General features: G+C 67.5%; 14 protein-coding genes. 5 read left to right on the forward strand and 9 right to left on the reverse strand.

What is annotated here, in order from left to right:
• Window positions 1-117 precede the first annotated feature (117 nt).
• Window positions 118-984, reverse strand: coding sequence for a protease HtpX (htpX, locus tag ACVOMH_RS12970; protein WP_054658990.1), 867 nt, complete (start codon window positions 982-984; stop codon window positions 118-120).
• 92 nt (window positions 985-1,076) lie between these two features.
• Here htpX and gluQRS point away from each other — a divergent pair, with 92 nt between their 5' ends.
• The 3 genes from gluQRS (at window position 1,077) to phaR (ending at window position 3,426) form a co-directional block, all read left to right on the forward strand.
• Window positions 1,077-1,964 (forward strand): tRNA glutamyl-Q(34) synthetase GluQRS, encoded by an 888-nt coding sequence (gene gluQRS / locus ACVOMH_RS12975; RefSeq protein ID WP_481552222.1) that lies wholly within the window; start codon window positions 1,077-1,079, stop codon window positions 1,962-1,964.
• 56 nt (window positions 1,965-2,020) lie between these two features.
• Complete coding sequence (gene phbB, locus ACVOMH_RS12980; protein WP_054658988.1) at window positions 2,021-2,761, forward strand: beta-ketoacyl-ACP reductase; 741 nt, start codon at window positions 2,021-2,023, stop codon at window positions 2,759-2,761.
• 146 nt (window positions 2,762-2,907) lie between these two features.
• Window positions 2,908-3,426, forward strand: coding sequence for a polyhydroxyalkanoate synthesis repressor PhaR (gene phaR / locus ACVOMH_RS12985; RefSeq protein ID WP_054658987.1), 519 nt, complete (start codon window positions 2,908-2,910; stop codon window positions 3,424-3,426).
• A 58-nt stretch (window positions 3,427-3,484) separates the two neighbouring features.
• Here phaR and ACVOMH_RS12990 read toward each other — a convergent pair whose 3' ends face one another.
• The 6 genes from ACVOMH_RS12990 to ACVOMH_RS13015 all read right to left on the reverse strand — a co-directional run bounded on the left by ACVOMH_RS12990 (window position 3,485) and on the right by ACVOMH_RS13015 (window position 11,069).
• Window positions 3,485-4,438 (reverse strand): TraB/GumN family protein, encoded by a 954-nt coding sequence (locus ACVOMH_RS12990; RefSeq protein ID WP_481552223.1) that lies wholly within the window; start codon window positions 4,436-4,438, stop codon window positions 3,485-3,487.
• The gene (locus ACVOMH_RS12995) at window positions 4,435-5,376 is read right to left on the reverse strand and encodes a DUF1684 domain-containing protein (protein WP_481552224.1); all 942 of its coding nucleotides are present in this window, start codon (window positions 5,374-5,376) and stop codon (window positions 4,435-4,437) included. Before ACVOMH_RS12995 ends, ACVOMH_RS12990 begins: the two co-directional genes overlap by 4 nt.
• Before the next feature lie 2 nt (window positions 5,377-5,378).
• The gene (mutL, locus tag ACVOMH_RS13000; RefSeq protein WP_481552225.1) at window positions 5,379-7,241 is read right to left on the reverse strand and encodes a DNA mismatch repair endonuclease MutL; all 1,863 of its coding nucleotides are present in this window, start codon (window positions 7,239-7,241) and stop codon (window positions 5,379-5,381) included.
• A gap of 204 nt (window positions 7,242-7,445) precedes the next feature.
• Entirely contained in the window at window positions 7,446-9,008 is a 1,563-nt protein-coding gene (locus tag ACVOMH_RS13005) for an N-acetylmuramoyl-L-alanine amidase (RefSeq protein WP_481552226.1), read from the reverse strand.
• Between the two features lie 79 nt (window positions 9,009-9,087).
• Entirely contained in the window at window positions 9,088-9,567 is a 480-nt protein-coding gene (tsaE, locus tag ACVOMH_RS13010) for a tRNA (adenosine(37)-N6)-threonylcarbamoyltransferase complex ATPase subunit type 1 TsaE (protein ID WP_481552227.1), read from the reverse strand.
• A gap of 8 nt (window positions 9,568-9,575) precedes the next feature.
• Complete coding sequence (locus ACVOMH_RS13015; protein WP_481552228.1) at window positions 9,576-11,069, reverse strand: NAD(P)H-hydrate dehydratase; 1,494 nt, start codon at window positions 11,067-11,069, stop codon at window positions 9,576-9,578.
• 23 nt (window positions 11,070-11,092) lie between these two features.
• On the opposite strand from ACVOMH_RS13015, the gene queG reads away from it, so the two are divergent.
• Window positions 11,093-12,181, forward strand: coding sequence for a tRNA epoxyqueuosine(34) reductase QueG (gene queG, locus ACVOMH_RS13020; protein ID WP_481552229.1), 1,089 nt, complete (start codon window positions 11,093-11,095; stop codon window positions 12,179-12,181).
• Window positions 12,182-12,240: 59 nt separating this feature from the next.
• Entirely contained in the window at window positions 12,241-13,587 is a 1,347-nt protein-coding gene (xseA, locus tag ACVOMH_RS13025; RefSeq protein WP_481552230.1) for an exodeoxyribonuclease VII large subunit, read from the forward strand.
• A gap of 77 nt (window positions 13,588-13,664) precedes the next feature.
• Here xseA and ACVOMH_RS13030 read toward each other — a convergent pair whose 3' ends face one another.
• Entirely contained in the window at window positions 13,665-14,579 is a 915-nt protein-coding gene (locus tag ACVOMH_RS13030) for a M48 family metallopeptidase (RefSeq protein WP_481552231.1), read from the reverse strand.
• Between the two features lie 66 nt (window positions 14,580-14,645).
• Window positions 14,646-16,505, reverse strand: a complete 1,860-nt coding sequence (locus tag ACVOMH_RS13035; protein ID WP_481552232.1) for a formylglycine-generating enzyme family protein — start codon at window positions 16,503-16,505, stop codon at window positions 14,646-14,648.
• Window positions 16,506-16,542: the final 37 nt, after the last annotated feature.

The following is a 16,542-nucleotide window of genomic DNA, read 5'->3' on the forward strand; positions in this document are numbered from 1 at the left end:
ACACCGCGCTCCCGAAGCCGGCGCCGCGTGTCGCGACAATCCCATTGCCACTGCGGCGCCAATACGAAAAACGCCCGGCATTGCCGGGCGTTCTCGCCAGAGGGTGCCAGAAGCCGGTCAGGCCACCGTCGAGGCCCGCAGCGCGGCGATGCGCTCATCCAGCGGCGGATGGCTCAGGAACAGCTTCTTGGCGGTGGAGCCGGCGATGCCGAACGCGGCGATCTGCGTGGGCAGCGTGCTCTGGCCGTGATTGAGCTTGAGCCGCTCCAGCGCGGCGATCATCTTCTGCCGGCCGGCCAGCGAGGCCCCGCCCTGGTCGGCGCGGAATTCGCGATGACGCGAGAACCACATCGCAATCACCGTCGCACCCAGGCCGAACACCATCTCCAGCACGAACACGATGATGTAGTAGGCAAAGCCACGACCACCGCCTTCGCGATTGCCCGACAGCGCGCTGTCGATGACGCCGCCGACCACGCGGGCCAGCACGATCACAAAGGTGTTCAGCACGCCCTGCAGCAGCGCCATGGTGATCATGTCGCCGTTGGCGACGTGGGCGATTTCGTGGCCCAGCACGGCCTCGGCCTCGTCCTCGCTCATGTTGTGCAGCAGGCCGGTGGAGACCGCCACCAGTGCGTTGTTGCGGTTGGCGCCGGTGGCGAATGCGTTGATTTCCGGCGCGTCGTACACCGCCACTTCCGGCATGCCGATGCCCGCCGCCTTGGCCTGGCGGGCCACCGTATCCAGCAGCCAGCGCTCGGTCGGGTTGCGCGGCTCGGTGATCACCACCGCGCCGGTGCCGCGTTTGGCCATGAACTTGGAGAGCAGCAGCGAGATGATCGAGCCGCCGAAGCCGAAGATGGCCGCCATGACCAGCAGGCCACTCATCTGCGAGGGATTCACGCCCGAAACGGACATGACAACACTGGCTAGGACCAGCACCGCCAGGTTGGTCAGAAGAAACAGCCCAATACGGGTAAACATGGGAAACATATCCGTGAGGATGGGAATGGCGTTAAATCTGCGGCGCGTACTGCTTGAATTCAAGCACCAATGTGACGGACGATTCAGTTTCGATGTCCTCCTCTGTTTACCGCGGCCGCTTCGCGCCCTCACCGACCGGTCCGCTCCACCTGGGATCCCTGTTGGCCGCCTTTGGCAGCTGGCTGCTGGCCCGCCATGCAGCAGGCCAATGGCTGGTGCGGATCGAGGACGTGGACCCGCCCCGCGAGGTTGCCGGTGCGGCCGACCTGCAACTGGCCACCCTCACGGCTTTCGGCCTGGTGTCCGACGCGCCGGTGCAGTACCAGAGCAGGCGGCACCCCCTCTATCGCGCGGCGATCAACACTCTTCTCGCACAACGCAAGGCCTTCTACTGCCACTGCAGCAGGGCCGACCTGGGCGTGCAACATGGCATCCACCGCCATTGCGTGGCCAGCCAGATGCGCCCCCATCCGGCCATCCGTCTGCGCGTGCCGGACGGCAGCCGCATCGCCTTCGAAGATGCCCTGCAAGGCCGGATTGAACAGCAGGTGGATAGGGAGGTCGGTGACTTCGTCCTGCTGCGTGCCGATGGCTGCTGGGCGTACCAGCTGGCGGTGGTGGTGGACGACGCAGACCAGGGCATCACCCACGTGGTGCGTGGCGCCGACCTGATCGACTCCACGCCGCGGCAGATCCTGCTGCAACGGGCGCTGGGCCTGCCGACACCCGCTTACCTGCACCTGCCGCTGGTAATGGGCACCGACGGCCACAAGCTCTCAAAGTCCCTGGCCGCGTTGCCGGTGAACGCCGATCAGCCGTTGCCGGTATTGCGCTGGCTGTGGGCGGCACTGGGCCAGCAGCCGGCCAGGATCGAGGCGGCGGTCACGCTGCCGGAGCTGCTGCAACAGGCCGTTGCGGGGTTTGAACCGGCACAGCTGCGCAAGAGCGGCTTGATCGCCGTCGATTCGCACCCGGCGTGAGCCCGGTTTCATTAGAATCACCCGCTCCCCTGCGAATACGCCCTGGAGCACATCCCATGACATCCCGCGTTGCACTGGTCACCGGTGGTACCGGCGGCATCGGTTCCGCCATCTGCCAGCGTCTTGCCGACCAGGGACACCGGGTCGCCAGCAATTTCCGCAATGCCGAAAAGGCGCAGCAGTGGCAGCAGAAGATGCAGGCCAAGGGATATGACATCGCGCTGTTCGAAGGCGACGTGGCCGACCCCGCCAGCGGTCGCAGGCTGATCGATTCGGTGGAGGCGGCGCTGGGTCCGGTGGAGATCCTGATCAACAACGCCGGCATCACCCGCGACACCACCTTCCATCGCATGAGTGCCGAGCAGTGGCACGACGTGATCAACACCAACCTCAACTCGGTGTTCAACGTCACCCGCCCGGTGATTGAAGGCATGCGCAAACGCGGCTGGGGCCGGGTGATCCAGATCAGCTCGATCAACGGCCTGAAGGGCCAGTACGGCCAGGCCAACTACGCCGCAGCCAAGGCCGGCATGCACGGCTTCACCATTTCCCTGGCACGCGAGAACGCCGGTTTCGGCATCACCGTCAACACCATTTCCCCCGGCTATGTGGCCACCGACATGGTGATGGCGGTGCCCGAGGAGGTCCGCGCCAAAATCATCGCCGACATCCCCACCGGGCGCCTGGGCAAGCCGGAGGAGATCGCCTACGCGGTGGCGTTTCTGGTGGCCGAAGAGGCAGCCTGGATCACCGGCTCGAACCTGGATATCAACGGCGGCCACCACATGGGCTGGTAAGCCTCCACACAGTGCTGCACGATGACCGCATTCCTTGCTGCGCAACAAATAACAATTCGCCGGCCTTTGCAACCCGTACGTTTGGCGGTTGCAAGCCCTGCTGCACTGCGCCATGCTGCGCCCATACCGTGACGAGTGACTGCTTAATGGCTGCGACCCGCATCATCAAGAAGTATCCCAACCGTCGGCTCTACGACACCGAGATTTCCAGCTACATCACCATCGAAGATGTGCGGCAGCTGATCCTGGATGGCGAGACCTTTGAAGTCCGTGACGCCAAGAGCGGTGAAGACCTGACCCGCTCGGTCCTGTTGCAGATCATCGCCGACAAGGAGCAGGACGGTGAGCCGATGCTGTCCACGCAGCTGTTGAGCCAGTTGATCCGTTTTTACGGCGATTCGTTGCAGGGCTTCATGGGCAACTATCTGGAGCGCAGCATGCAGGTGTTCCTGGACCAGCAGCAGCAGTTCCGCCAGCAGATGGGCAACCTGCTCGGGCAGACGCCGTGGGCGATGATGAACCAGCTCACCGAGCGCAACCTGGAGCTGTGGCAGGAATTCCAGCGCAACATGGGAGGCGGTTTCGGTCGCCCTCCGGCCGCCTCCAACAAGCCGGCCGATCCACCGCCAGGCGCCACGGGCAACAAATCGCGCAGCAGCCGCTGACCCGCATCAAAAAGGCCGACGCAAGCGTCGGCCTTTTTGTATCTGATCTGCAGATGATTCACCGCTTGGCCGGCTTGCACGCCGAACAGATCCGCTCGACCTTGTAGCCGCGCGCGCGCAGCTTCTCGACCACGCCATCACTGCCGAGCAGGTGCAACGCGCCTACCACCACCAGCGTGTCGCCCTGCCCTTGCTGCAACCAGGGCTGCAGCAAGGGCAGCCAGGCATCGTTGCGATCCACATTGATCCGCCGGTACAGCTCCGGATACTGCCGCTTCATCTGCGCGGCCATATCGCGCCACAACACCCCGTCATCGCCGCGACGCCAGGCATCATGCAGTCGCCGGCTTTGCGCATCCCCCTCATCGGCCTGCTCCAGCGCTTCGCGCAGCAACTGGCGCTGCTCCTCGACGCTCATGCCGTCGAGCAAGCTGATCTGCGCGGCGGCGCTCTCCAGTCCATCGGCCGGCTTGCCGGCCTTCGCGGCGCGCTCCATCAGATGCCGGTCCAGGCCTGATTGCGGATCCAGCCCCTGCCGGGCCATCTGCGCGATGCTGATGGTCAGGCCCACAAACCATGGCTTGAGGCCTGCCAGCCGCTCGACGGGCATGTTGTTATCGGCCGCCCAGGCCTGCAGCTGCTGCCAGGTGGAGTCATCAAGATCATCCTTGAGCTGGCGCCCGTCACGTCGCAGCGCCGCCTGCAGCATCTGCGTTGCCAGCTGCGGCGAGCCCATCTCCTCGGGCGAGAGCTCGAACAGCAGCCGTCGGGAAGCGGAAAACGCCGCGTCCACGTCCGCCGACACGGGATAGTCGGTGGGTTTGAGCATGTGGAAGGAACCCAGCAGGTACACCGCGCTGCCTTGCGCGCCACTGACCTTCCACAGCAACGGCACCGGTGGTGCCTGCGCCGCCTTCGCAACCGGCTCGGCCTGCCGGGCGATTGCAGCCAATGGCGCAACCAGCAGCATCGTGGTTGCCAGCAGCAGCCCCGCGCGCGTCATCCATTTCATCCTGCCGTCTCCTGCTTGGGTTTCACATAGGCTTTCTCGCCCGCCTCGACCAGCAGGTCCATGCGATTCTCCGGCGGCGGCAATGGACAGGTCGCAAACGGCGTGAACGCACACGGCGGGTTGTAGGCGCGATTGAAGTCGATTATCACCTGGCTGTTAGCATCCGGCACCTCCAGGTTGATGTAACGGCCGGCGGCATAGCTGCCACGGCCACTGGTGCGGTCGGCGAAAATGATCTGCAGCGGCCGGCCGGGTTCGCCCAGCGCCTCCAGCCGCCAGGTGCGGCCATCACGCTCGAATTCGACCGCGCCGGCGTTGGCCTGCTGCGTGGTTGTCCCGGTGATATCGACGATCGGCAGACTTTTGCCGGCATCATGCGGCACGAAGCGGGCGGTGATACGCCAGCCCGGATCCTGCGCCCAATAGTCCAGATGGCCAAAGCCCGCACGCGCCGGCGCATCGGCATGTTTGACCCGCAGCGCATAGCGGCTGCCACGATGGATCAGGCTCAACGTGCCTTTGCCGTCATCGAACTGGATCAACGTCGGCTCGGCGGCGTCATCGCTGTGGAAGCGGATGCGGCCTTTCACCGGCACCCCGTCCACCTGCAGGCTTACGCCCGGCTCAGGGGTGAACCACAGCGCCTCGCCTTCGCGGGACACCATGCCCATGCGCGGCGGCCCCACCGCCAGGCGGATGCCGCTGGTGCTGCCACTGCCGATGTAATGCGCCTTGAGCTCCAGCCAGTGCAGGCCGACCAGGCTGGTCCAGCCATCGACCGTCAGCAGCTCGGTCAGGCGCTGCTCCCGCCACAACTGGTTGTCACGCACGAACCCGGCATCGGGCTTCGGCGCGGTGTGCCCGCGGTCCTCGTCCTTGCCGCCGCAACCGGCCAACAGCATCGCGGCGATCAGTGCCGCGCCCCCCCAATGTTTCATCTTCAACGCCCCCGCAGGAACCAGCGATCAATTTCAGCCAGAGAAAAGCGCGCCCAGGTCGGACGGCCGTGATTGCATTGCCCGGAACGCTCGGTGATTTCCATATCGCGCAACAGCGCGTTCATTTCCGGCAAGCTCAGCCGCCGGTTGGCGCGTACCGCGCCATGGCAGGCCATCGTCGAGAGCAGCTCGTCGCGGGCACTGGCGATACGCCGGCTCTGGCCGTGCTCGCGCAGATCGGTGAGCACGTCGCGCAACAGGCCTTCCGGCTCGGCATTGGCCAGCAACGCCGGAATGCTGCGCACATGCAGCGAACCCGGCCCGGAGCGGGTGATCTCGAAGCCGAGTTCGGCCAGCGTGGCCGCTTCGCGCTCGGCGGTATCGGCATCGCGCTCGCCCACCGCCAGGGTGATCGGCACCAGCAACGGCTGCGCGTGCAGGCCGATACCGTCATGGGCGGCTTTCAGGCGTTCGTAGCCGATACGTTCGTGCGCGGCATGCATGTCCACCACGATCAGCCCTTCGGCGTTCTCGGCCAGGATATAGATGCCGTGCAGCTGGGCGATGGCGTAGCCCAACGGCGGCACGCCACTGTCGCCGGCGGTCGGCAGCAAAGCCGGACCAGCCTCGCCGACGGCCGGCACAATGCCGGCTGCAGGCGAGGAGTAGAGCGCCGCATAGGCCGAAGGCGCCTCGGCCACCTGCAGGCCAAGCGGCGATTGACGTGCCTGCCAGTTGCCACTGCTTCCCGCACCCGCGCTGCCCGGTGGACGGCCCAGCACGTAGCCGCCGCCATAACCTGCCGGCGCGGCCCCCTGCCCGACCGCATCGGCCGGATGCGACGGCGCGATCGCACCGGGTTCCATGCCCGCGCGGGTTTCCGCCAGCGCCTCCTTGAGCGTGCGATAGACGAAATCGTGGATCAGCCGCGCGTCGCGGAAACGCACCTCGTGCTTGGCCGGGTGCACATTGACGTCCACCCGCGCCGGATCCAGTTCCAGAAACAGCACATACGCCGGCTGCCGGCCGTGATAGAGCACGTCGCCATAAGCCATCTTCACCCCATGGCTGACACTGCGGTCGCGCACCGGGCGACCGTTAACGTACAGGTACTGCTGGTCGGCACTGGCGCGCGAATACTGCGGCTGGGCGATCCAGCCGTGCAGGCGCAGGCCGGCGGCGCTGTGGTCCACCCGCAACGCCTGCCGGGCGAAATCCTCGCCCAGTGTCTCGGCGAGGCGGACATCCGAATACAGGTCGCCGGGCTTGTAGCGGCGCGAGGCCTTGCCGTTGTGCGAGACCCGCAGCTCGACATCCGGCCGCGCCAATGCCAGCGAACGCAGCCACTCTTCGATATGCCCCAGCTCGGTGCGCTCGGCACGCAGGAACTTGCGCCGTGCCGGCACGTTGTAGAACAGCTCGCGCACCTCCACGGTGGTGCCCGGCGCATGCGCACGCGGCATCACTTCACCCAGCGTGCCGCCTTCGATCTGCAAGGCGGCGCCATGCTCATCAGCGGCGCGCCGCGAGGCCAGGGTGAAGCGGCTGACCGAGGCGATCGATGGCAACGCCTCCCCGCGGAAACCCAGTGTCGCCACCGATTCGAGATCATCCAGGCTGGCGATCTTGCTGGTGGCATGGCGCGACACCGCCAGCGGCAACTGCTCGGCGGCAATGCCACCGCCGTTGTCACGGATGCGGATCAGGCGCACCCCGCCTTCTTCAAGATCGATATCGACGCGGGTGGCACCGGCGTCGAGCGCGTTCTCGACCAGTTCCTTGACCACCGATGCGGGCCGTTCGACCACTTCGCCGGCGGCGATCTGGTTGATCAGGATCTCCGGCAGCGGACGGATCGAGTTCATACCGCACCGCCGGTAGCGCACGCCACGATCAAGGTCGATGAGGGAAGTCGCGAGGAAATCAGGCTGACATCATGCATGCGCAGATGATAGCCGAGCCCGGCCAGCCCGCCGCGCCGCAAGCGGGCTTTGCAGCCCTGTCGGCAGCGCCATTAAACGGCAAACGGCCGCCCGAAGGCAGCCGTTTGAACAGACACCGGCGAAGGCTTACTTGCTGCCGCCGGCCACGGTGCCGGCGGAGGCATCCATTTCCGCCTGGGCGCGGGCGGCGAACAGCGTACCCGGCGGCGGTTGGCGACTGAAGAAAGTGTGCACGCCATCCAGCACCGCGCTGGCGATACTGCGCTGGTAGGCCGGATCGATCAGGCGGCGCTCCTCATCCGGATTGGAGATGAAGGCCGTTTCCACCAGCATCGCCGGCATATCCGAGGTCCGCAGCACGGCGAAGTTGGCCCGCTCGATGTTCGGCTTGTGATTTTTGCCGATGCGCTTGAGGCCACTGAGCACGTGATTGCCCGCGTCCTCGGAGGCCTTCATGTTGCCACTCTGGGCCAGATCCAGCAGCACGTTGGCCAGGGTGCCTTCGGTGCGGTTGAGGCTGACGCCGCCGATCAGGTCGGCCGCGTTTTCCTTGTCCGCCAGCCAGCGGGCGCGCTGCGAGGACGCGCCCTTGGTGGAGAGCACATACACCGAGGACCCGGTGGCCGAGCGGTTTTCAGCCGCATCGGCGTGGATCGAGATGAAGATGTCGGCCTTGGCCGCACGGGCCCGCTGGGCGCGGTGCGGCAACGGGATGAATACGTCGGTATCGCGGGTCAGGAACGCGCGTAGTCCGGGCGTGGCATTGACCTGCCGCGCCAGTTCACGCGCCACGGCCAAGGTCACGTCCTTCTCGCGCTTGCCGGTCGGGCCGATCGCACCGGGATCCTGGCCACCATGTCCGGGGTCGATCGCCACCACCAGGGCGCGCATACCCGGCTGCATGCGGATACGCGAGGCATCGCTGGGCATCACGGGGCGCGGCGCCGTTGCGGCAGCCACCTCCGGTGCGGCCGCAGCAGCGGCTTGCGCGGCCGGGACGGGGCCCGGCTTGCCAGTGGCAATGGTGGTGGGGACGGCTGCGCCCTGGCCATTGAGAATCGCCGCCGGCGATGAGGGTTGGCTCTGCGGCGCGCTGACGGCGACAGGTGCAGGGGTTGCATTGACAACCACGGCCGGCGCAGGCGAGGTGGCCTGCTGGCGCACCGCGGCGGTCAGTACGGCGGTAGCCCGGGCGGCCTCGGCACGGGGATCCACACTGTTTTGTACTGGCGTGCTGGCGGGTGCCGCGGGCGCAACTGGCGCAGAACTCGCGGCCACAGCGCGCGCCGGTGCTTCGCCCGGCCATTCGATCAGCAACGTGGACTCTGCGCCCTGCCCCTGCATCCGGGGCTTGAACGGCGCGACCGACTCGGCCAGATCGAACACCACCCGGAACGTGCCCGGAGTCGGAGTGCCGGTACGCACCGCGGTGACCACGCCGGTCGCAGCGGGCAGCTTGAGGTCACGTACAGCGCTGGAATCCGGAAAATCGACGACCAGGCGGTTCGGTGCGGACAGGCTCAGGGTCTTGTAGCTGCCACCACCGGCCAGCTGGATTTCGGCCCGGGTGCCGGTACTACCGCTGTGCAGCCCTACCCCACGGACCTCGCCCGCCCACGCAGGCACCGCAGCCAGGCAGAGCCCGACGACAGCAAGCGACAGTGCGAACAGCGGGTTTCCCGTAGTCATGCCCGGATTCAATCACCGCATTCCGGCAATTGCAATACTTTTCCTTTAATAATCCGCCACCTGCCGCACCTTTCTGTTGTCAGAGGGCAGGAAGCGACTGCAAGTCGGCTATTTCGCTCAACCGCTGCAGCCACGATTCACCGGTCGGGCTGTGTGCCCGCAACCGGGCGCGGCGACCGTGGCCGGCGATTTCCAGCCCGATCACCAGATCCACCGGCGGCAGGCCGCCGGCCCCGCGCTCGGGCCATTCGACCAGCCACAGATCGGCGCTGCCTTCGTCCAGCCCGAGAAAATCCAGCTCGCCCGCATTGCCGATCCGGTACAGGTCCAGATGCCACGCCTCGCCGGTTGCCAGCGGATAACGCTCGATCAGGGTGTAGGTGGGGCTGCGGATCGCGCCCTGTACCCCCAGGGCACGCAACAGCGCGCGCGCCAGGGTGGATTTGCCCGCGCCCAGGTCGCCTTGCAGATGGACCACCGCCTGTGCCGGCCGGGTCTGCGCCAACGCCTGCCCTAGCCGGTCGGTGCTTTCGCTGTCAGGAAGAATCAGTTCGATCATGGTCGCCATTATGGATTGGCCAGCGCCCGCAGGTGCGGCAACAGATCACGCGGCAGCAGCCCGCGCTCCCCGTCCAGTGCGGCCACATCCCCGTCCAGTGCGGCCACGTCCCCGGCCAGTGCATGCAGCAGGGCACCGGTGCTGGCGGCATCGAACAACGCCAGGCCCTGCGCGCACAACGCGGCAATGACGCCGGTCAAAAGATCCCCCATGCCCCCCACCGCCATGCCCGGGTTGCCGGCGGCGATCACTCGCGGCAATTGCCCGGGGCTGGCCACCACAGTACCGGCGCCCTTGAGTACCACGACCGCCGAGTAACGCCCGGCCAGCGCCTGCGCCGCGGCGAAGCGATCATGCTGCACGCTGGCGGTATCGGTTCCCAGCAAGCGCGCGGCCTCGCCCGGATGCGGGGTCAGGATGGCCTGCGGCAGCGGACGTGGCTCGAGTGCGAGCAGATTCAAGGCATCGGCATCGACCACCAGCCGCTTGCCGCTGGCCAGCACCGCCGCGTACAGCGCCTGCGCCCACGCGTCCTGGCCCAGCCCGGGCCCCAATGCCACCACGCTCGCACGCGCCAGCAGAGCATCCAGCCCGGCGATATTTTCTATGCCATGTGCCATCGCCTCCGGGCACCGTGCCAGCAGCGGCGCCACATGCACGCCACGGGTCGCCACGCTGGTCAGGCCCGCACCACTGCGCAAGGCCGCCTCGGCCGCCAGCATCACCGCGCCACCTGCACCGTGGTTGCCGCCCACGCACAGCACATGCCCGGACTCGCCCTTGTGGGTATTGAGCCGCCGCCGCGGCAGGTACTGCGACAGCGCCGGTTTCGACCAGCGCTGCACGCTGGCAGCGATACCGTCCAGCGCCGGCGGCGGCAAGTCCAGATCCGCCAGCAGCCGTTGGCCCGCAAACTCCAGGGCCGTTCCGGTGTACAAACCGCGGTGCGCGACGATGAACTGCAGCACCCGCCCGGCGCGGACCGCTTCACCCGGAACCTTGCCACTGTCGGCATCCACACCACTGGGCACATCCAGCGCCAGTACCGACACGCCGGCGGCGTTGATCGCCGCGATCAGCGCCGCATCCGCCGCCTCCGGCGCACGGCTGAAGCCGATCCCGTACAGCGCATCGACAATCAACTCGGCCTGCCGCAGGCAATCGGGCGATACCTCGACGTGACCGCCGATAGCCAGATAATCGGTACAGGCACGCTGGGCCAGCGCGCTACGTGGAGCGGCACCGCGCGGATGCAACACGCTGACTTCGCGCCCGGACTGGCGCGCCAGACGCGCCAGCACGTATCCATCGCCACCGTTGTTGCCCGGGCCGCACACCACCACGAGCCGCCGCGCCTGCGGCCAATGCTGCAACGCACACTGCCAGGCCGCCTGTCCGGCACGCTGCATCAACACATAGCCATCGCCGCCCAGCAGCGCGGTGGCCTGGACATCAATGCGCCGGGCGGCGACGGTATCGAACAGTTCGACAGGCTCGTCCATGCCCCGGATTCTATACTTGCCACATGTCTGAAGCCGCTTTCACCGTCAATCCGGCGCAGCTGTCGCTGCGCATCCGCCAGCTCGCCCGCGAGGCGGGTTTCCAGCGCTGTGGCATCAGCGGCATCGCGCTGGGCGAGGATGAGGCGCACCTGGCCGACTGGCTGGGCCAGGGGCTGTACGGAACGATGGAATGGATGGCCCGCCATGGCACGATGCGCGCCCGGCCACAGGAGCTGCTGCCCGGCACGGTGCGGGTGATCTCGGTGGGGCTGGATTACGGCCACAAGGACGATGCCGCGGCCTGGGCCACGCTCGATGATGCCGAGCGCGCCTATGTCGCCCGCTACGCGCTGGGCCGCGACTACCACAAGCTGATGCGCAACCGCCTGCAGAAGCTGGCCGAACGCATCGCCGGCGAGATCGGCCCGTTCGGCTACCGGGTGTTCGTCGATTCGGCGCCGGTGCTGGAACGCGCCCTGGCGCGCAATGCCGGACTGGGCTGGATCGGCAAACACACCTGCCTGATCGACCGCAACGGCGGCTCGTGGTTCTTCCTCGGCGAGATCTACGTGGACCTGCCGTTGCCGGTGGATGCGCCGGCCAGTGCGCATTGCGGCACCTGCACGCGCTGCATCGACGTCTGCCCGACCGCCGCCATCATCGCCCCGCACCGGTTGGACGCGCGCCGCTGCATCTCCTACCTGACCATCGAACATGAAGGCGCCATTCCGCTGGAAATGCGTCCACTGATGGGCAACCGCATCTACGGCTGCGATGACTGCCAGCTGGTCTGCCCGTGGAACAAGTTCGCCCGTCGCACCGACGAGCCGGATTTCCGCGCCCGCAACAACCTCGACACCGCCACCTTGCCGGAGCTGTTTGCCTGGGAGGAAGACGAATTCCTGCGCCGCACCGAAGGCAGCCCGATCCGCCGCAGCGGCCATGAGCGCTGGCTGCGCAATATCGCAGTGGCGTTGGGCAATGCCGCGCCCTCACGCGACGCGAAACAGGCATTGGAGCAACGTCGCGAGCACGCCTCCGCCCTGGTCCGCGAGCACGTGCAGTGGGCACTGCAGCGTCACACCGAAAGCGCCGGCATCGGACCGCCGTGAGTCGCAAGCCGCTTCCATGCGACCATGACCGCCCGCTTCAACGCTCCAACGCCTGATCCATGGAACGCAGTGCCGACATCCTGACCCCCAACCAGCTCAACACGCTGGCGCGCGACCTGCTGGAAAGCGCGTTTCCGCTGGTATGGGTGGAAGGCGAGCTGGGCAATGTCAGCCGGCCAGCCTCCGGACACCTGTATTTCACCCTGAAGGACGCCCGCGCGCAGGTGCGTGCGGCGATGTTCAAGCCCAAGAGCCAGTGGCTGAAATTTGTGCCACGCGAAGGCCTGCGCGTGCTGGTGCGCGGCCGGCTCACTCTGTATGAAGCACGCGGCGACTACCAGCTGATCCTGGATCACATGGAAGAAGCCGGCGAAGGCGCGTTGCGTCGCGCCTATGACGAGCTGAAAGCGCGGCTGGAAGCCGAAGGCCTGTTTAATGCGGCACGCAAGCGCCCGCTGCCGGCCCATGTGCGACGCCTGGCGGTGATCACCTCGCCCAGTGGCGCGGCGGTGCGCGACGTGCTGAGCGTGCTGGCCCGACGCTTTCCGCTGCTGGAGGTGGAACTGCTGCCCTCGCTGGTGCAGGGCGACACCGCCGCCGCGCAGATCACCTCGCTGCTGCGCAAGGCCGATGCCAGCGGCCGCTACGACGTGATCCTGCTGACCCGCGGCGGCGGCTCACTGGAAGATCTGTGGGCATTCAACGACGAACAGCTGGCACGCACCATTGCCGCCAGCAACACGCCGGTGGTCTCGGCGGTGGGCCATGAAACGGATTTCAGCCTGACGGATTTCGCCGCCGACCTGCGGGCCCCCACCCCTTCGGTGGCCGCCGAGCTGCTGGTGCCGGACCAGCGTGATCTCACCGTGCGCCTGCGCCGGCTGGCGCAGCGTCTGACCCAGCTGCAGACGCATGCGCTGGGCCAAGCGATGCAGCGCGCCGACCGTGCCGCGCTGCGGCTGCAGACGCACAGCCCGCAGGCCCGACTGGACCTGCTGCGCCACCGGCAGGAGGCTGCGTTCGCCCGCCTGGATGCGGGCTGGCGACAGCAGAAGGAGCGCCGCCAGGCCCGCCTTGCCAACAGCGCCGCGATCCTGCGCGCCACCCAGCCGCAACGCCGGCTGGCCGCGCTCACGGAAAGACTGGCTGCGCTGGCGCCACGCGCGCAGGCGGCAATGGCGCGGCAGCTGCAGCGTGATGCGCTGCGTCTGCGCGGCATCGCCCGCTCACTGGAGGCGGTCAGCCCACTGGCCACCGTGGCCCGCGGCTATTCAATCCTCACCCGCAGCGACGATGGCGCACTGGTGCGCAGCGTCGATCAGCTCCAGCCCGGGGACCGTGTGCAGGCCCGGCTGGCCGACGGCCACGTGCCTTTGCGCGTGGAATCCGGCAACAGCAACCACTGAGCCCGCCGCGCGGTGCCGAAACACGGAACGCCGGCATTGCGGCCCGGCGTTCTGCATTGCGTGGCGGCGAACCGGGCTTACTGCCGCACCGCGCGCTCTTCGCTGCAGAACTGCTGGCGATAGGCCATCGCCTTGGGAATCAACGCCTGCAGATTCTGGATGCGGGTACCCGGATTGGGGTGGGTGGAGGAGAACTCCGGCGGCGCCTGACCGCCACTGGCCTGGCCCATGCGCTGCCACAGTGGCACCGCCTCTTCCGGGTTGAAACAGGCTGCCGCGGCCAGCATCAGCCCCACTTCATCGGCCTGGGTTTCATGCGAGCGTGCGTACGGCAGCAGATACCCGTAGCCCATCGCCGACATCATCATCTGTTGCTGCTGTGCATCCATACCGCTGGCCGCGCCCGCCATCTGCCCGATCTGGGTCAGCTTCTGCTGGGCCATGCGCTGGGCACCGTGGCGCAGCAACGCATGGGCGATTTCGTGGCCCATCACCACCGCCAGCGCGTCGCTGTTCTGCGCCACCGGAATCAGCCCGGTATACACCGCCATCTTGCCGCCGGGCAGGCAGAACGCGTTGGCCTCATCGGACTGCAGCACGTTCACTTCCCAATCGAAATCGCGCGCGAAGTGCTGCGGCTGCAGACCGTGCTCCTGCGCCAGCGCGGTTTCCACCACATCCACCTTGGCGATCAGGCGCCGGGCGATCTCCCGCACCTGCTGTGAGATCTGCGCGTTCGGATCAACCGGCCGTTCCTGCGACAGGATTTCCTGATAGGCCTGCAACCCCAGCGCCTTCTCTTCACTGGCGTCGAGCGAGCTGTCGATCAGCACCTTCTCGCCGGTGTACGGGTCCACCGAGCGGTTGCCCAGGTAATAGCAGCCGCCATAGATGGCGAAGCCCAGCAGCACTACCCAGCGGATATTGCCGAACAGCCCGCCACCGCGGCGCTGCCGGCGGTTGCCCTGACTGCCGAAAGGATCCTGTCGCATGTGGAAGTTCCCGTGAGAAGCGGTTGGTCGGGGCCGATGGTAACCCGCACCACCGCACCGGCCACGTCAAATGCCGCGCACCAGCCGGAAGCCGATCCGGGCCGAGGTCACATCCGAATCCTGCGACTGCCGCCATGCCGCCCGCGTCTGTTCCGGCGCATTGGCCCAGTTGCCACCGCGGATCACCCGTTGCCGGCAGCCGGGGTTGTACCAGGCCGCACCGTCGGCTGGCGCACGGCGGTAGCTGGCGTGCCAGCAGTCGGCCACCCATTCACTGAGATTTCCGGCCATGTCATGCAATCCCCAGCCATTGGGCTGGAAGCTGGCTGTCGGCGCCGCCCCCCAGAAGCCGTCGCCATAGCCGACGAAGGCGTTGTTCCAGTGGCGTCCGCTGGGCGAAACATCCTCGCTGCCGGTGAAGTTGCCCGACAACGGCGGCGGCACCCCGGCATTACCCCACGGGTAACGGCCGCTGGTTCCGGCCCGCAGCGCATACTCGAATTCGGCCTCACTGGGCAAGCGGTAATAGCGCCCGGTCTGTTCGGACAGCCACGCGGCGTAGGCCTCGGCGTCGCGCACGCTGACATGCATCACCGGGTTGCCAGGCTTGGCCGGCGCACCGTTGTAGTCCGAACGCCAGTCCACGCCACTGCGTCGGACAAAATTGCCGCTGCGCTCGTCATAGACCACCGAATGGCCGCGCCGGGTGGCCCGCGGGCGCGCCTTGGCCGCCTCGACGAAGCGGCCGAATTCGGCCACGGTCACTTCGGTGATCGACAGGGCAAAGCCGCGATCAAAGCGCACGTAATGCTGCGGACGTTCGGCATCGCTGGCGCCCGGTTCGGCATCGCCCGCGCCCATCTGGAAGCCCCCATGCGGAACCACGATCATCTGCGGCCCGCGTCCGCCTCCCTGCAAGGCATCGGAAAACACCTGCCCGGGACGGAAACTGCCGTAGTGCGCGACCAGATCGATCCGCTGCCGCAATATCGCCACGGTCGGATCCCCCGGCGGCGCGATGCGTAGCGCCTGCTCGAGTTTTTCGCGCGCCGCCTTCAGCCCCTGCGGCGAGCTCAGATCCCGCAGACCGCCGTCGCGCAGAGCCGCGAGCTGCGCCGCCCGCATCGCCTCGATGCGCGCCTGCGCATCGACCAGCGTCGGCCCGCCGCGAACCTTGCCCGCCTTGTCCAACCAAGCCGCGGCGGCGTCGAAATCGGCGCGGGTAGCGGCCAGTTCCGCGCGCCGGATCAGCCCGCTCTGCACCGCGGCAATACCCTGCAAGGCCCGGCGGTCCTCCGGCGCCAGCGCCAGCGCCGCCCGGAAAGAGCCCAATGCACCGCCACCGGCCTCCCCCAGCTGGTCGCGCCGCAACGCCGCTTCGCCGGCGCGGTTGAGCGCCAGCACCCGCCGTGCCTGCTGGATCTGCGCTTGCAGCGCCTGCTCGGCCTTGCCTTCCGGCGCCAACGCGATCGCCACACTCACCCGCTCGGCTGCCTCGGCCAAGGCCTGCCGCTGGTCATCCGGACGCGCCATCAGCTCCATCGCCTGGGACCGCAGCAGCTGCCGCGCCTTGTCCAGTCCGCGCCTCGCCCTGGCATCCCTGGGCTTGACCGCCAGCACCGCCAGATACAACGGCACTGCCGCTTCGGCGCTGTCATACAGGTGCCCTTGGGCCAAGGCCGCATCGGCCTGGCGACGGGCCTTGTCCACCATTTCCGGCGTCAACTCCGGCACCGACGGCATCCACACCGGAAGCGGCGTTGCCTCCACCGTCGCGCGCTCGGGCTCGGCCTGCGTCGGCAAGGCAGGCCCTGCTTCGGCCGGTGGTGCGGGCGCTGATGTCACGCCGCGCTCCTGGTTCCGTGCCGCTGTGCCGGGCGCCTGAGGCGTACACGCGCCGCAGGTCACGGCTGCAAGCAGTGCCATGCAGATCAGCTGGCCGGTAGTACGCAAACTTCCTCCC

It is taken from the genome of Stenotrophomonas sp. STEN013, from assembly GCF_056760355.1.

Excerpts from the sequence above, each read along its gene's own strand:
- ACVOMH_RS13015 (WP_481552228.1), bottom strand. The coding sequence starts at position 11,069 with ATGGACGAGCCTGTCGAACTGTTCGATACCGTCGCCGCCCGGCGCATT.
- gluQRS (WP_481552222.1), top strand. The coding sequence starts at position 1,077 with ATGTCCTCCTCTGTTTACCGCGGCCGCTTCGCGCCCTCACCGACCGGT.
- ACVOMH_RS12990 (WP_481552223.1), bottom strand. The coding sequence starts at position 4,438 with ATGAAATGGATGACGCGCGCGGGGCTGCTGCTGGCAACCACGATGCTG.
- phaR (WP_054658987.1), top strand. The coding sequence starts at position 2,908 with ATGGCTGCGACCCGCATCATCAAGAAGTATCCCAACCGTCGGCTCTAC.
- ACVOMH_RS13005 (WP_481552226.1), bottom strand. The coding sequence starts at position 9,008 with ATGACTACGGGAAACCCGCTGTTCGCACTGTCGCTTGCTGTCGTCGGG.
- mutL (WP_481552225.1), bottom strand. The coding sequence starts at position 7,241 with ATGAACTCGATCCGTCCGCTGCCGGAGATCCTGATCAACCAGATCGCC.
- xseA (WP_481552230.1), top strand. The coding sequence starts at position 12,241 with ATGGAACGCAGTGCCGACATCCTGACCCCCAACCAGCTCAACACGCTG.
- ACVOMH_RS13035 (WP_481552232.1), bottom strand. The coding sequence starts at position 16,505 with ATGGCACTGCTTGCAGCCGTGACCTGCGGCGCGTGTACGCCTCAGGCG.
- htpX (WP_054658990.1), bottom strand. The coding sequence starts at position 984 with ATGTTTACCCGTATTGGGCTGTTTCTTCTGACCAACCTGGCGGTGCTG.
- tsaE (WP_481552227.1), bottom strand. The coding sequence starts at position 9,567 with ATGATCGAACTGATTCTTCCTGACAGCGAAAGCACCGACCGGCTAGGG.
- ACVOMH_RS13030 (WP_481552231.1), bottom strand. The coding sequence starts at position 14,579 with ATGCGACAGGATCCTTTCGGCAGTCAGGGCAACCGCCGGCAGCGCCGC.
- phbB (WP_054658988.1), top strand. The coding sequence starts at position 2,021 with ATGACATCCCGCGTTGCACTGGTCACCGGTGGTACCGGCGGCATCGGT.
- ACVOMH_RS12995 (WP_481552224.1), bottom strand. The coding sequence starts at position 5,376 with ATGAAACATTGGGGGGGCGCGGCACTGATCGCCGCGATGCTGTTGGCC.
- queG (WP_481552229.1), top strand. The coding sequence starts at position 11,093 with ATGTCTGAAGCCGCTTTCACCGTCAATCCGGCGCAGCTGTCGCTGCGC.